Origin of the sequence: Pseudomonas fluorescens, from assembly GCF_902497995.1 — a bacterium.
GTDB lineage: Bacteria > Pseudomonadota > Gammaproteobacteria > Pseudomonadales > Pseudomonadaceae > Aquipseudomonas > Aquipseudomonas fluorescens_BK.
Genome location: NZ_CABVII010000006.1, coordinates 273,022 through 288,181, shown reverse-complemented (window position 1 = coordinate 288,181; position 15,160 = coordinate 273,022). Strand labels below are relative to the sequence as shown.

General features: G+C 61.1%; 10 protein-coding genes and 1 pseudogene. 3 read left to right on the top strand and 8 right to left on the bottom strand.

What is annotated here, in order from left to right:
* Positions 1-252: 252 nt before the first annotated feature.
* Positions 253-1,551, bottom strand: a complete 1,299-nt coding sequence (gene argA / locus F8N80_RS10060) for an amino-acid N-acetyltransferase (protein ID WP_150747143.1) — start codon at positions 1,549-1,551, stop codon at positions 253-255.
* 279 nt (positions 1,552-1,830) lie between these two features.
* Positions 1,831-3,000 carry an acetylornithine deacetylase gene (argE, locus tag F8N80_RS10055; RefSeq protein WP_150747144.1) on the bottom strand — a complete coding sequence of 390 codons (1,170 nt, stop codon included), beginning with the start codon at positions 2,998-3,000 and terminating at the stop codon, positions 1,831-1,833.
* A 175-nt stretch (positions 3,001-3,175) separates the two neighbouring features.
* Here argE and F8N80_RS10050 point away from each other — a divergent pair, with 175 nt between their 5' ends.
* Positions 3,176-4,543, top strand: coding sequence for a CYTH domain-containing protein (locus F8N80_RS10050; RefSeq protein WP_150747145.1), 1,368 nt, complete (start codon positions 3,176-3,178; stop codon positions 4,541-4,543).
* 124 nt (positions 4,544-4,667) lie between these two features.
* On the opposite strand, the pseudogene F8N80_RS10045 reads toward F8N80_RS10050, so the two are convergent.
* Positions 4,668-4,919, bottom strand: a pseudogene (locus tag F8N80_RS10045) (Lrp/AsnC ligand binding domain-containing protein); the annotation flags it as partial.
* Between the two features lie 209 nt (positions 4,920-5,128).
* On the opposite strand from F8N80_RS10045, the gene F8N80_RS10040 reads away from it, so the two are divergent.
* Together F8N80_RS10040 and F8N80_RS10035 are read left to right on the top strand one after the other, a co-directional pair.
* A complete protein-coding gene (locus tag F8N80_RS10040) occupies positions 5,129-6,913 on the top strand; it encodes a GspE/PulE family protein (RefSeq protein ID WP_150747146.1) in 1,785 nt (594 codons plus the stop codon).
* A gap of 83 nt (positions 6,914-6,996) precedes the next feature.
* The gene (locus tag F8N80_RS10035) at positions 6,997-7,314 is read left to right on the top strand and encodes a DUF2388 domain-containing protein (RefSeq protein WP_134420813.1); all 318 of its coding nucleotides are present in this window, start codon (positions 6,997-6,999) and stop codon (positions 7,312-7,314) included.
* A gap of 175 nt (positions 7,315-7,489) precedes the next feature.
* Here F8N80_RS10035 and gcvP read toward each other — a convergent pair whose 3' ends face one another.
* The 5 genes from gcvP to F8N80_RS10005 all read right to left on the bottom strand — a co-directional run bounded on the left by gcvP (position 7,490) and on the right by F8N80_RS10005 (position 15,071).
* The gene (gene gcvP, locus F8N80_RS10025) at positions 7,490-10,363 is read right to left on the bottom strand and encodes an aminomethyl-transferring glycine dehydrogenase (protein ID WP_150783785.1); all 2,874 of its coding nucleotides are present in this window, start codon (positions 10,361-10,363) and stop codon (positions 7,490-7,492) included.
* A gap of 255 nt (positions 10,364-10,618) precedes the next feature.
* The gene (gene gcvH, locus F8N80_RS10020; RefSeq protein WP_150747897.1) at positions 10,619-11,002 is read right to left on the bottom strand and encodes a glycine cleavage system protein GcvH; all 384 of its coding nucleotides are present in this window, start codon (positions 11,000-11,002) and stop codon (positions 10,619-10,621) included.
* A gap of 50 nt (positions 11,003-11,052) precedes the next feature.
* Complete coding sequence (gene gcvT, locus F8N80_RS10015) at positions 11,053-12,135, bottom strand: glycine cleavage system aminomethyltransferase GcvT (protein WP_150747898.1); 1,083 nt, start codon at positions 12,133-12,135, stop codon at positions 11,053-11,055.
* A gap of 156 nt (positions 12,136-12,291) precedes the next feature.
* Positions 12,292-13,908 carry an ABC transporter permease gene (locus F8N80_RS10010; RefSeq protein WP_150783784.1) on the bottom strand — a complete coding sequence of 539 codons (1,617 nt, stop codon included), beginning with the start codon at positions 13,906-13,908 and terminating at the stop codon, positions 12,292-12,294.
* 158 nt (positions 13,909-14,066) lie between these two features.
* Positions 14,067-15,071: an extracellular solute-binding protein gene (locus tag F8N80_RS10005; protein WP_150783783.1), complete on the bottom strand. Its 1,005-nt coding sequence runs from the start codon at positions 15,069-15,071 to the stop codon at positions 14,067-14,069.
* Between the last annotated feature and the right edge of the window lie 89 nt (positions 15,072-15,160).

Genomic DNA, 15,160 nt, shown 5'->3' with positions numbered 1-15,160 from the left:
AGCTCTTCCAATTTTGGCCAGAAGCCGATGACGGCTTCCTCGAATAGGCCTAATACATAGATGCAACGGGGCGGCAGTTTTTTTGAAAGCGGGTAGACAGTGGGGGCGAGTCCATACATAGGAGCTGGCTTGCCAGCGAAGGCGGCGTGTCAGGCGACATCAATGTTGAATGTGATGGCCTCTTCGCTGCGGTGCGGCGATCCGACAAGCCAACTCCTACAGGGGTACGGCGTCGAAGACGGGGCGGGCCCGTCAGAGGGTCTTTTCGAAGATCTTCGAATTACGCTGATAGTTGTACAACGAAGCCCGAGCCGACGGCAGACGCTCGACACTGCTCGGCACAAAACCCCGCTCGCGAAACCAGTGAGCGGTACGGGTAGTCAGTACGAACAAGGTTTTCAGCCCCTGCGCCCGAGCGCGGACTTCGATCCGCTCCAGCAACTCATCCCCGCGCCCGCCATGGCGGTACTCCGGGTTCACCGCCAGGCAGGCCAGTTCCCCGGCATCCGAATCGGCAATTTGATACAGCGCTGCGCAGGCGATGATCATGCCCTCGCGTTCGACCACGCTGAACTGCTCGATCTCGCGCTCCAGCACCTCGCGGGAGCGGCGCACCAGAATCCCCTGCTCTTCCAGCGGGCTGATCAAATCCAGCAAGCCACCGACGTCTTCGATGGCCGCTTCGCGCACCACTTCGAATTGCTCCTGGGCCACCAGCGTACCGCCACCGTCGCGAGTGAAGAGTTCGGTGAGCAGTGCGCCGTCTTCGACATAACTGACGATATGACTGCGGGCCACACCACCGCGACAGGCCTCAGCGGCCGCGTCCAGCAGTTCGCCCTGATAGTTGCTGCCCAGACGCTGCAAATGCGCCGGCACCTGTTGTGGACGCAACTCGCGAACCAGACGCCCGTTTTCGTCGATCAGGCCGAGGTCGGCGCCGAACAACAGTAGTTTGTCCGCCCCGAGGTCGATGGCCGCGCGGGTGGCGACGTCTTCGCAGGCGAGGTTGAAAATCTCTCCGGTCGGCGAGTAGCCCAACGGCGATAGCAGCACGATGGAGCGCTCGTCCAACAGGCGATTGATACCCTTGCGATCGACCCGACGGACCTCACCGGTGTGGTGATAGTCGACGCCTTCCAGCACGCCGATCGGTCGCGCCGTCACCAGGTTGCCGCTGGCCACCCGCAGGCGCGAACCCTGCATCGGTGACGAAGCCATGTCCATCGACAACCGCGCTTCGATGGCGATGCGCAATTGGCCGACCGCATCGATCACGCATTCCAGGGTCGCGGCATCGGTGATGCGCATGCCGTGGTGGTAATGCGGGGTCAGGCCGCGGGTGGCCAGGCGAGTTTCGATTTGCGGACGGGAACCATGAACCAGCACCAGTCGCACGCCCAGGCTGTGCAACAGCACCAGGTCGTGGACGATATTACCGAAGTTCGGGTGCTCCACACCGTCGCCGGGGAGCATGACGACAAAGGTGCAATCGCGGTGGGCGTTGATGTAGGGCGAAGCGTGACGAAGCCAATTGACGTATTCGGGCATGAACCTGGGCCTGTAATAAATAGCAGCCAAAAAATGGACGAAACAGAAAACGCACAGCGGGCTGATGGTTATCGTCGGAACAGGCTTGGCGACACGCGCGCTCTCCTCATGAATACGGGTTGGGGTATCGGTAATTTATACGGTTTGTCAGTCACCGCACGGCCCCTGTGGGAGCGGGCTTGCTCGCGAAAGCGGAGTGTCAGTCGCCATTGGTGCATCTGATACACCGCCTTCGTCGGAACGCCGCCCGGAGCAAGCCCGCTCCCACATGGATTGCGCTCAATTGATTGGCACCGAGGCTTTGGCCGGTGTCAGACAGTAATGTTCAATCAGTTGACGTAATAGATGCACCGTAGGCTGCAAACGTGACATTTCGAGATATTCCCCCGGTTGGTGGGCGCAGGCAATATCGCCAGGGCCGAGCACCAGTGTTTCGCAGCCAAGACGTTGAAGATAAGGCGCTTCGGTGCCGAATGCCACTGCTTCGGCGAGATGACCGGTGAGCTTTTCCGCGACCCGGACCAATTCCGCATCCTCGGCCTGCTCGAAAGGCGGTACTTCGGGAAACAGCGGCGCGTAGTCGATCTTCACCTGATGCCGCTCGGCAATGGGCCTGAGCTTCTGCAATATCTCCGCACGCAGGACCTTGGGGTCCATGCCCGGCAACGGCCGCAGATCGAACTCCAGCGAGCACTGGCCGCAAATGCGGTTGGGGTTGTCGCCGCCATGAATGCAGCCGAAGTTCATGGTCGGCTGCGGCACACTGAACTGCGGGTTACGGTATTCACGCTGCCACAACAGACGCAGCCCGCGCAGTTCGCCGATGGCATCGTGCATGGCTTCGAGGGCGCTGTGGCCCAGGCGTGGATCCGAGGAGTGACCGCTCTGGCCGAGGATATCGATGCGCTCCATCATGATGCCTTTGTGCATCCGGATCGGCTTCAGCCCGGTCGGCTCGCCGATCACGGCGGCACGGCCCAGCGGTCGCCCGGCTTCGGCCAGGGCTCGCGCCCCGGACATCGAGCTTTCTTCATCACAGGTGGCGAGGATCAGCAGGGGCTGTTTGAACGGTTGCTCGAGCAGAGGAATGACCGCTTCGATGACCAGGGCGAAAAAGCCCTTCATGTCGCAACTGCCCAGACCGACCCAGCGGCCGTCGACTTCGGTCAGTTTAAGCGGATCGGTCTGCCACAGCGCGGCGTCGTACGGCACGGTGTCACTGTGACCGGCGAGGACCAGGCCTCCGGGGCCGGAACCGATACTGGCCAGCAGATTGAATTTGCCGGGGCTGACCTGCTGGATATCACAGGCAAAACCCAGATCGCCCAGCCACGTCGCCAGCAAGTCGATCACCGGACGGTTGCTCTGATCGAGGCTGGCCTGGGTACAGCTGACGGACGGTGCAGCGATCAGCGCAGCGAACTGATCTTTCATGGACGGCAAAGGCATCGCTGACTCCAACTCCCGAATTGAAGTCCATCATAGAACCATCTGGCGACAGGAATAAACCATCTCGGCACGGGTAGGGTCAACAGACCCTATCTCGCATCAGTCCTGTACACTGCACGACCTTGGCAGCCACACATTCCCCCCGGCTGCGCTCCCGATCCTGGATTTTCCGGCCATGCAGAAAGAAACCGAAATCAAACTCCGCGTCAGCCGCGAAACCCTCGCCGCCCTGCGCGAGCACCCGCTCCTGAAAAAACGCAACAAAAGTGGCTGGGAACGCCGTGAACTGATGAACCAGTACTTCGACACGCCTGAGCGCGACCTGGCCCGCGCCAAGGTTGCCCTGCGCCTGCGCCGCGATGGCGAAGAAGTGATTCAGACCCTCAAGACCCGTGGCCAGAGTGTTGCCGGTCTGTCCGAGCGTAACGAATACGACTGGAACCTGCCCAAAGCCAAGCTCGACGTGAAGAAACTCGACGGCGAATGCTGGCCTGAAGAGTTGGCCACGCTTGACAAGAAAACCCTGAAGCCGATCTTCACCACCGATTTCGTTCGTGAACGCGCTGAAATCGCCTGGGGCCGCGGCAAGGCCAAAGTGGTCATCGAAGCCGCGCTGGACCTGGGCCACGTCATCGTCGGCAAGCAGAAAGAAGAAATCTGCGAGCTGGAGCTGGAGCTGCGTGAAGGCGAGCCGTCCGCGCTGCTGGAACTGGCCGCCGAACTGGCCGCGACCCTGCCCCTGATGCCATGTGACATCAGCAAGGCCGAGCGCGGTTATCGACTGTACGACGCCCACAGCTACTCGTTGAGCCTGCCAGCACCGCAGATCAGCGCCGAAACCCCGCTGGACGACGCGTTTGCCGCGCTGAGCTGGCACTTGCTCGGCAGCAGCCAGCGCCTGGCCGAGCAGTATCGCTTCAATGGTCACTGGCGCTTGTTGCAGGACTGGGTCGAGAACCTCGCTGAATTGCGCGCGCTGCTGAGCAGCCTGGGCCAAGCCGCCCCGCGTCAGTCGACGCACGATCTGCGGGTCGCGCTGGATGCATTGCTGGAAGACTGGCGCCCATTGGTGCAAGCCGGCCTGGACGACGAAGACGTGCGCAAAGCCGCACCCGAGCAATTTCTCGAAGAACTGGAAGACCCGCGCTGGGGCCTGTTCTCCCTGAACACCTCGCGCTGGTTGCTGGCCCGTACCTGGGCGGCCGATCGCAACGTCCGCGGCAATCGCCAGGGCGCTGCGCAGTTGGGTAGCTGGTTACCGCGTCTGTTGGGCGAAGAAGCCACATCGTTGCAATTGCAGCGTTATCAGCAGCAACCAGAAGATCTGGCCGAACAACTGCCGCGCATCGAACGCATCCAGGCCTGGCTGCACCATGCCCGTGGTGTGCTGGAGATCCCGGAAATGGATCGCCTGTATGGTGAGCTGAAACAGCTTGCTGTGCTCGCAAACGAGCCGATCACCGATGAGTCGCTGGATGCGCGTAAGCAGCAGGCGATTGCGGTGTATCAGAATCGTGCCTGGAAGATGCTTCTGCGCATGTAAGACCGCCTTCGCGGGCAAGCCTCGCTCCTACCGGTTTTGAGTCGTACGCAATATTTGCGGTCGACCCGAATCCCGTAGGAGCGAGGCTTGCCCGCGAAGAGGCCCGCACAAACACTACAAATCTCTATCCCCGCAACACCGGCAAACTCGTCGTGGACTTGATCTCCGACAACGCCACGATCGAATTCACCTCCTGAATCCCCGACACCATCGACAGCTTCTCGAAAAAGAATCGCTCATACGCCTCGATGTCCGCCGTGACGATTCGCAGCAAAAAATCCACCGCCCCCATCAGCACATAACACTCCAGCACTTCGGGAAAACCGCGAATCGCCTCGGTGAACCCGGTGAAGTTCGAACGCCCGTGGGCGTTGAGTGAGTTGGCACCGTGCCCAGGCGATCGCGGAAAAACTGCGTAACCTGATCAGCGTCCGCTCGGTGGATCTGCAAACGGCTGATTCGGCGTGGGTCGCAGCGGCTCAGGCAGTAGGCTGAAAAAACCTGACACGGCTTCGTCGGGTAGTGGCCCAACGGTGTGCGGGTCCGCGACTATCCTTTGCGAACTGTTGTTCACGAGGAGCCCGCATGTCCGTTCAACTTGCCATTCAGGACCGCTGGCTGGATCTCAATGAGTTACTGCGTGAGTTGGTTGCCCAAGGCTTTATCAGCCAGGATTCGGCCGAGCACGCGCTCAATGCCCGACGCCGCCACGCCGCCAACGGCCAGATGCACCCGCTGGAATTCATCGCCAGCCAGCATCTGGATGACCTCAGCCGGCCCGGCAAACACCTGGATCTGGAAAGCCTGACCCTGTGGCTGTCGCAGCAGGCCGGCCAGCCTTACTTGCGCATCGATCCGCTGAAAATCAACGTCGCGGCCGTGACTCCGCTGATGTCCTATGCCTTCGCCCAGCGCCACAAGATTCTCGCCGTCTCCGTCGACCGGGAGGCGGTGACCGTGGCCAGCGCCCAGCCATACGTCAACGGTTGGGAAGCGGACCTGACCCATGTGCTGAAACTGCCCATCAAGCGCGTGGTGGCCAACCCGGTGGACATCCAGCGCTTCAGCGTGGAGTTCTTCCGCCTGGCCAAATCGGTCAGCGGCGCGACCAATGCCGACCAGCAAACGAGCACCCTGGGCAACTTCGAACAGTTGCTCAACCTCGGCGCCAGCGACCAGGAGCCGGACGCCAACGATGCGCACATCGTCAACATCGTCGACTGGCTGTTCCAGTACGCCTTCCAGCAGCGGGCCAGCGATATCCACATCGAACCCCGGCGCGAGCAAGGCACCGTGCGTTTTCGCATCGACGGCGTGCTGCACAACGTCTATCAGTTCCCGCCGCAGGTGACCATGGCCATTGTCAGCCGCCTGAAGAGCCTGGGGCGAATGAACGTCGCGGAAAAACGCAAACCCCAGGACGGCCGGGTGAAAACCAAGACCCCGGACGGCGGCGAAGTCGAGCTGCGTCTGTCGACGTTGCCGACGGCGTTTGGCGAAAAAATGGTCATGCGGATCTTCGACCCGGAAGTGCTGCTCAAGGATTTCGACCAGCTTGGGTTTTCAGTCGACGACCTGCGCCGCTGGCAGGACATGACGAGCCAGCCCAACGGCATCATTCTGGTGACCGGGCCGACCGGTTCGGGCAAAACCACCACGCTCTACACCACCCTGAAGAAACTGGCGACGCCTGAGGTCAACCTCTGCACCATCGAAGACCCGATCGAAATGGTCGAGCCGGCCTTCAACCAGATGCAGGTCCAGCACAACATTGACCTGACGTTCGCCGCCGGTGTGCGCGCGCTGATGCGCCAGGACCCGGACATCATCATGATCGGCGAGATCCGCGATCTGGAAACCGCGGAAATGGCGATCCAGGCGGCCCTCACCGGTCACCTGGTGCTCTCGACGTTGCACACCAACGACGCGCCCAGCGCCATCAGCCGTCTGCTGGAACTCGGCGTGCCCCATTACCTGATCAAGGCCACCGTGCTCGGCGTCATGGCTCAGCGACTGGTCCGGACCTTGTGCCCGCACTGCAAGGCACCGCTGGCATTAAGTGAAGAAGACTGGCAAACCCTGACCCGACCCTGGCAAGCGCCATTACCCGGCAACGCCCAACGCGCCATCGGCTGCCTGGAATGCCGCGACACCGGTTATCGCGGGCGTGCCGGGGTATACGAAATCATGCAGCTGACTGACGGGGTCAAAGCGCTGATCAACCCCGACACCGATCTGATGGCGGTACGACGCCAGGCATTCAAGGAAGGCATGCGCAGCCTGCGGCTGTCGGGGGCGCAGAAAGTGGCCGCGGGTTTGACGACGATCGAAGAAGTGCTGCGGGTGACGCCGCAGAGTGAACAGAAATAGTCTGGAGGGACAAGGGGGGTGATGGAACTCGACAGGGTGATTGGCAATCAAATCCGCCAGTTAACCCAGTGGAGTCACCCAATATGCGTCTCAAACTTGCTGTCGCTACCATCGCATTGCTGTCCCTTCCTGTAGGTTCGGCGATGGCCGATAGCTTTTGGCGTAACGTCATCTCTTCCGGTGCGACCACCGGCTCGACTTACCTGACCTTCAAGGATCACAAGCTGATCATTGCCGCCCAGGACGATGCCGGCAGCTTCGTTGCCAGTGACGGCGGCATCCGCGGCCCGTATCTGGAAGCTGCGATGCAGAAGGTCCGCGCCGACAACCCGGGCCTGCAGGCCACGGACATGGAATTGGCCAATGCGATCCTGGCGAAGAATGCGGTCGCGTCGGAATAAGCTTTACTGCTGAACAAAAAATGCCGCTCACATGTGCGGCATTTTTTTGCCCGACGCAAAACCTTGTGGGAGCGGGCTTGCCCGCGATGGCGATATGTCAGTCACCAGAGATATTGACTGTACCGGCCTCATCGCGGGCAAGCCCGCTCCCACAGAGGTTAGGTGTACCGGAATTTCAGCGGTATTCATCCACCGGCACACACGCACAGAACAGATTGCGGTCGCCATAGACGTTATCGACCCGATTCACCACCGGCCAATACTTGTGCGCCTTGGTGCGCGCATCCGGCGTCACCGCCTGCTCAATGCTGTAAGGCCGCTCCCACACCCCGGTGATGTCAGCCAAGGTGTGCGGCGAACGTTTCAGCGGGTTATCTTCGGCCGACCAGTTGCCGTTCTGCACCTCGGTGATTTCCGCGCGGATGCTCAGCATCGCTGCGATAAAACGGTCCAGCTCGGCCTTCGATTCACTCTCGGTCGGCTCGACCATCAACGTCCCTGGCACCGGGAACGACATGGTCGGCGCGTGGAAACCGTAATCCATCAGGCGCTTGGCCACGTCCTCCTCACTGATCCCGGTCAACACTTTGAGCGGTCGCAGGTCGAGGATGCATTCGTGGGCCACCCGTTCGTTGCGTCCTGTATAGAGCACCGGAAAAGCACCGGACAAATGCTGCGCGAGGTAATTCGCGGCGAGGATCGCCACCTCGCTGGCATCCGCCAGTTGCGGGCCCATCATGGCGATATACATCCAGCTGATCGGCAGAATGCTCGCGCTGCCCCAGGGTGCCGCGCTGACTGCGCCGTTCTCCGGCAGTGGCCCTTCGATCGGTACCACCGGGTGATTGGCCACGAACGGCGCCAGATGTGCGCGCACGCCAATCGGTCCCATTCCGGGCCCGCCTCCACCGTGGGGAATGCAGAAGGTCTTGTGCAGGTTCATGTGGGACACATCGGCGCCAATGTCCGCCGGCCGGGCGAGCCCGACCTGCGCATTGAGGTTGGCGCCATCCATGTACACCTGGCCACCATGACTGTGGATGACTTCGCAGATCTCGCTGATGCCTTCCTCGTACACGCCGTGGGTCGAAGGATACGTCGCCATCAGGCAGGCGAGTTTGTCCCCGGCGTCCGTGGCTTTTGCTTTCAGGTCGTCGAGGTCGACGTTACCCGCCTCGTCGCACTCGACGATCACCACCCGCATCCCGGCCATTTGCGCCGAGGCGGGGTTGGTGCCGTGGGCCGAGGACGGGATCAGGCAGATATCCCGGGCGCCCTGGTGACGGCTCTCATGGTATTTGCGAATCGCCAGCAATCCGGCGTATTCGCCCTGGGCGCCTGAATTGGGTTGCATGCAGATCGCATCGAAACCAGTGATCGCGCAGAGCCAGCGCTCGAGTTCCTCGATCATCAGCAAATAACCGACTGCCTGCTCTTTTGGCACAAACGGGTGCAAATTGGCGAATTGCGGCCAGGTGATGGGGATCATTTCGCTGGTGGCATTGAGCTTCATGGTGCAGGAGCCCAGCGGGATCATCGACTGGTTGAGCGCGAGGTCCTTGTTCTCCAGTTGCTTGAGGTAACGCAGCATCTCGGTTTCGCTGTGATGAGCATTGAATACCGGATGACGCAAATAAGGTGAGGTCCGTAGCAGCCCCGCGGGAATGCCACCGATCAATGTTTCAGCATCCAGTTCCTCGACGTTCAACCCATGATCAGCGCCGAGGAATACATCGAACAACTTCGCCACTGTGCTTTCGTCAGAGGTTTCGTCCAGGCTCAAACCCAGTTGCCCGCGCCCGAGAATGCGCAGGTTGATCTGTGCCGCCTGGGCGCTTTCGATAATCGCCGTCTGGGTTCCGCCGACCTCCAGGGTCAGCGTATCGAAGAAGTGTTGGTTGAGGCGGGTTATGCCGTGTCGCTCCAGGCCGGCAGCCAGGATGCAGGTCAGTCGGTGGACGCGCTGGGCAATCCGTTTCAGCCCTTGGGGACCGTGATAGACCGCATAGAAACTGGCGATGTTGGCCAGCAGCACCTGAGCGGTGCAAATGTTCGAGTTGGCCTTCTCCCGACGGATGTGTTGTTCGCGGGTTTGCAGGGCCATTCGCAACGCCGTGTTGCCGCGAGCATCTTTCGAAACACCAATGATCCGCCCGGGAATCGCCCGCTTGTACTCGTCACGACTGGCAAAAAATGCCGCATGTGGACCGCCGTAACCCATGGGCACACCAAAGCGCTGGGACGAACCGAATACCACGTCGGCGCCCAACTCTCCCGGCGGCGTCAGCAACAGCAGGCTCAGCAGGTCGGTGGCGACGCAGGCCAGGGCTTGCTGGGCATGCAGGTGGTCGATCAACGGCCGAAGGTCGCGAATTTCACCGTGGGTATCGGGGTACTGCAGCAGCGCGCCGAATACCTGGTGCTGTTTCAAGTTATCCACAGTGTCGATGATCAGTTCGAAGCCGAAACCTTCGGCACGGGTCTGCACCACGGAAATCGTCTGTGGATGACAGTTTTCGTCGACGAAGAACAGGTTGCTTCTGGACTTGGCAACACGCTTGGCCAGTGCCATGGCTTCCGCCGCTGCGGTGGCTTCATCCAGCAGCGAGGCATTGGCCAGTTCCAGCCCCGTCAGGTCGATGGTCAACTGCTGGAAATTCAGCAGCGCTTCGAGCCGCCCTTGGGCGATCTCCGGTTGATAGGGCGTGTAGGCGGTGTACCAGCCGGGATTTTCCAGCACGTTGCGCACAATGACGGTGGGCGTGAGCGTGCCGTGGTAACCCATGCCGATCAGACTGGTCCAGACCTGATTCTGCTCGGCGTAACCCCGCAGCTTGGCCAGCGCGGCTTCTTCGTCGAGGGCGGGGGGCAGGTCCAGCGCCCGGTTCAGGCGGATTCCGGGCGGCACCGTCTGCTCGATCAGCTCGACCCGGCTGCCGAGGCCGAGGCTGTCGAGCATTGCCTGCTGCTCGGCGGCATCGGGCCCGAGGTGGCGGCGGAGGAAGGCATTGGGGTCGCGTAACTGGCTCAAGGACGGCAACTGGGACATGACGGGCTCTCTCTTGACTGGCGCTCAACGTCGATGCAACACGGTCAAACCAGCATAGCAGTCACTGCCGACAGCGAACCTGTGGAGGTTGACACTTACTCTGTGGGAGCGGGCTTGCTCGCGAAGGCGGTGTGTCAGTCAACATAAATGCTGCCTGATACACCGCCTTCGCGAGCAAGCCCGCTCCCACACTGGATCTTCAGCGCTCACAAAAAAGCCCCGACGAGTCGGGGCTTTGGGGATGATGCTTGGCGCTTATTCGCCGATGGCAGCCTTGTAGCCAGCCGCATCGAGCAGCGTGTCCAGATCGCCGGCGTTGCTTGGCTTGAGCTTGAAGATCCACGCGCCGTACGGATCGGAGTTGAGCAGTTCCGGGGAAGCGCTCAGGTCTTCGTTGATCGCGATCACTTCACCGGCAACCGGAGAATAGATATCGGACGCGGCTTTAACCGACTCCACCACACCGGATTGATCACCGGCAGCGAAGACTGTGCCGACTTCGGTCAGCTCAACGAACACCACGTCGCCCAAGGCTTCCTGAGCGTGATCGCTGATGCCCACGGTGACGGTGCCATCGGCTTCCAGGCGGGCCCATTCGTGACTTTCGGCAAAACGCAGGTCGGCAGGGATATCGCTCATATTCTGTGTCCTCAAGAAAAATGTCAGCGGTCGTTGCCCGCCAGAAAAGGTTAGATCAAGGTTTTGCCATGGCGTACGAAGGTCGGTTTGACCACTCGGACCGGGTACCATTTGCCACGGATTTCCACTTCGGCGCGGTCGGCAGTTGCCATCGGCACGCGCGCCAGTGCTATCGACTTGCTTAGCGTAGGAGAGAAACTACCACTGGTGATCTCCCCTTCGCCAACATTGGCGATGCGAACCACCTGATGAGCGCGCAAAACCCCGCGTTCCTCAAGGACCAGACCGACCAGTTTATGCTGTACGCCACCGGCCCGCTCGGCTTCCAGGGCGGTGCGACCAACGAACTGACGTGTGGCCGGCTCCCAGGCAATGCTCCAGGCCATGTTGGAGGCCAGCGGTGAAACGTCTTGATGGATGTCCTGACCGTAAAGGTTCATGCCGGCTTCGACACGCAAGGTATCCCGTGCGCCGAGGCCGATCGGGGAAATGCCCGCACCCACCAGATCGTTGAAGAAGCCTGGCGCCTGGTCGGCCGGCAAAATGATTTCCAGACCATCTTCACCGGTGTAACCGGTGCGCGCGATAAACCAGTCGCCGTCGGACTGGCCTTCGAACGGCTTGAGCAGCTCGATCAGGTTGCCGCGAGACTGGGTCACCAGTTCAGCAATTTTTTGCCGGGCCTGGGGACCTTGAATGGCCAGCATCGCCAACTCCGAGCGCTCATTGAGCTGGACTTCATAGTCGCCGAGGTGGGCTTGCATCCAGGCCAGGTCCTGATTTCGAGTGGAGGCGTTGACCACCAGCCGATAACCGTCCTCGAGGCGATAGACGATCATGTCGTCGACGATGCCCCCGCGCTCATTGAGCATGGTGCTGTACAAGGCACGGCCGGGGCTGTGCAGGCGTTCGACATCGTTGGCCAGCAAATACTGCAGCCAGGCCTTGGCCTGGGGGCCTAGGACATCGATCACGGTCATGTGGGATACATCGAAAACCCCGCAATCGCGGCGCACCTGATGGTGTTCCTCGACCTGCGAGCCGTAATGCAAGGGCATATCCCAACCGCCAAAATCGACCATCTTCGCGCCGAGGGCGAGATGAAGGTCATACAAAGGCGTACGCTGTCCCATGGGTTTCTCCTTCCGGGCGTGGCGAAGGTGCAGACAGGTGCTGCACGGGGTGAATGCCTTGAAATAAAAGGCTTTCAGCCGATTTAAGCTACCGGGTCCGTAGGACGGACCGCACCGAATGCCGCGCATTGTAGCCTCAAGGTGTAGGACTGACACCTAGCTGTTTCGATGTGCCGACCGTCTTATCAATCCGATGACCGGTAACAAGCCGACCAGGACCAGCGTCAGTGCCGGCAACGACGCCCTCGCCCACTCCCCTTCGCTGGTCATTTCGAAGATACGCACCGCCAGCGTGTCCCAGCCAAACGGGCGCATCAGCAGGGTTGCAGGCATTTCCTTGAGCACGTCGACGAACACCAGCAACGCGGCGCTCAAGGTGCCGGGCAGCAATAACGGCAGATACACTTTGAAAAACAGTCGTGGCCCGCTCACGCCTAGGCTACGTGCCGCTTCAGGCAAAGATGGCCGTATTCGCGCCAGGCTGCTTTCCAGCGGTCCGTAAGCCACGGCGATGAAACGCACCAGATAGGCCAGCAATAATGCCGACAGACTGCCGAGCAGCAAGGGTTTACCGGCGCCACCGAGCCAGCTCGAGAGCGGAATCACCAGCTGGCGATCCAGGTAACTGAACGCCAACATGATCGACACTGCCAGCACCGAACCGGGCAAGGCGTAGCCGAGGTTGGCCAGGCTGACGCCGGACCGGATCGCCCGGCTCGGTGCCAGGCGACGGGCAAACGCCAGCACCAAGGCGACACCGACGGTGATCAGCGCCGCCATGCCACCCAGGTACAAGGTATGGACGATCAGCCCGGCGTAACGCTCATCCAGATCGAAGCGCCCGCGCTGCCAGAACCACACCACCAGTTGCAGCATCGGAATCACGAAGGCACAGGCCAATACCAGGCCGCACCAACTCATGGCGGCCAGCGCTTTGAAGCCATGCAGGTGATACAACGCCTTGACCCGAGGTCGCTCGTTGCTCGCCCGGTTCGCCCCGCGAGCACGACGCTCGCCGTACAACACGACCATCACCACCAGCAACAGCAGGCTGGCCAGTTGCGCGGCGGTCGAAAGGCTGAAAAAGCCGTACCAGGTTTTGTAGATGGCGGTCGTGAACGTGTCGAAATTGAACACCGATACGGCGCCGAAATCGGCCAGGGTTTCCATCAGCGCCAACGCGACGCCTGCACCGATGGCCGGGCGAGCCATCGGCAAGGCCACCCGCCAGAATGCCTGCCACGGCGATTGCCCGAGAACCCGCGCCGCCTCCATCAACCCTTTGCCCTGGGCCAGGAATGCGGTCCGCGCCAACAGGTACACATAGGGATAGAAAACCAGCACCAGCACCAGAATCACACCGCCGGTGGAGCGTACCCGCGGCAATCTGATTGCGCTGCCGAACCATTCGCGCAGCAGGGTTTGCACCGGGCCTGCGAAATCCAGCAACCCAACGAAAACGAATGCCAACACATAAGCGGGAATCGCGAACGGCAGCATCAAGGCCCAGTCCAGCCAACGCCGGCCGGGGAATTCGCAGAGGCTGGTGAGCCAGGCCAGGCTCACGCCCACCAGCGTTACGCCGATGCCGACGCCGAGTACCAACGTCAGGGTGTTGCCCAGCAGGCGCGACATCTGGGTATCCCAGAGGTGGGACCAGATCTGTTGGTCGATGGTTTGCCATGACAACAGCAAGACACTGAGGGGCAGCAGGACCAGCGCAGCGATGGCGAAGACCAGGGGATACCAGCGACGTTGGGCGGGGTGGGCCAAGGAAAAGCTCTCGTTTAAATGATTATGCCCACGCTCTGCGTGGGCATACATCTGATGACGCTCTGCGTCACGATTCGACGCGGAGCGTCGGTGGATGCATTCCCACGCGGAACGTGGGAACGATCAGGGTCGCAAAGGCGCGCAGTATAACGGCGGACTCAGTTCCAGCCAGCCCGATCCATCATGCGAATCGCTTCTGCCTGACGCTTGCCGGCAATTTCCACAGGCAAGGTATCGGCGACGAACTTGCCCCAGCTCGCCACTTCAGCGGAAGGCTGCACGGCAGGGTTGGCCGGAAATTCCTGGTTCACGTCGGCGAAGATCTTCTGCGCCTCAGGCGTGGTCATCCACTCGACTAGCGCCTTGGCCGCTTCCGGGTGCGGAGCGTGTTTGGTCAGACCGATGCCCGACAGGTTGACGTGCACGCCGCGATCACCCTGGTTGGGCCAGAACAGCTTCACCGCCAGGTCAGGCTTCTGCTTGTGCAGACGGCCGTAGTAGTAGGTGTTGACGATGCCCACGTCGCACTGGCCCGCATTGATCGCTTCCAGCACCGCAACGTCATCGGAGAACACGTCGGTGGACAGGTTGTTGACCCAGCCCTTGAGGATCTTCTCGGTTTTGTCGGCTCCGTGGACTTCGATCATGGTGGCGGTCAGGGACTGGTTGTAGACCTTTTTCGCCGTGCGCAGGCACAGGCGACCTTCCCAGTTCTTGTCGGCCAGACCTTCGTAGGTGGTCAGCTCGCCGGGTTTCACCCGATCGGTGGAGTAGGCGATGGTCCGCGCCCGCAGGCTCAAGCCGGTCCAGGCGTGGGTGGAAGAGCGGTATTGCAGCGGGATGTTGGCGTCGATGGTTTTCGAAGTGAAGGGCTGCAGGATGCCCATCTGCTCGGCCTGCCAGAGGTTGCCGGCATCGACGGTCAGCAGCAGGTCGGCGGTGGCATTCTCGCCCTCGGCCTTGATCCGCTGCATCAGCGGCGCTTCCTTGTCGGTGATGAACTTCACCTGCACGCCGGTTTTCGCGGTATAGGCATCGAACACCGGCTTGATCAGCTCGTCGATACGCGAGGAGTAAACCACCACCTCGTCGGCGGCCTGGGCAATGGTGCTGCCGATCAGGGTCAGGGCCAGTGCGGTCAATAGACGCTTGGGTGCCAACATGGGGGCGGTCTCTCGATTGAAGAAGTGAGGCCAAATGATAAGGACTCACATTTACCTTCTCAATCGAACAGTTGCTAGAGGAGTTACCA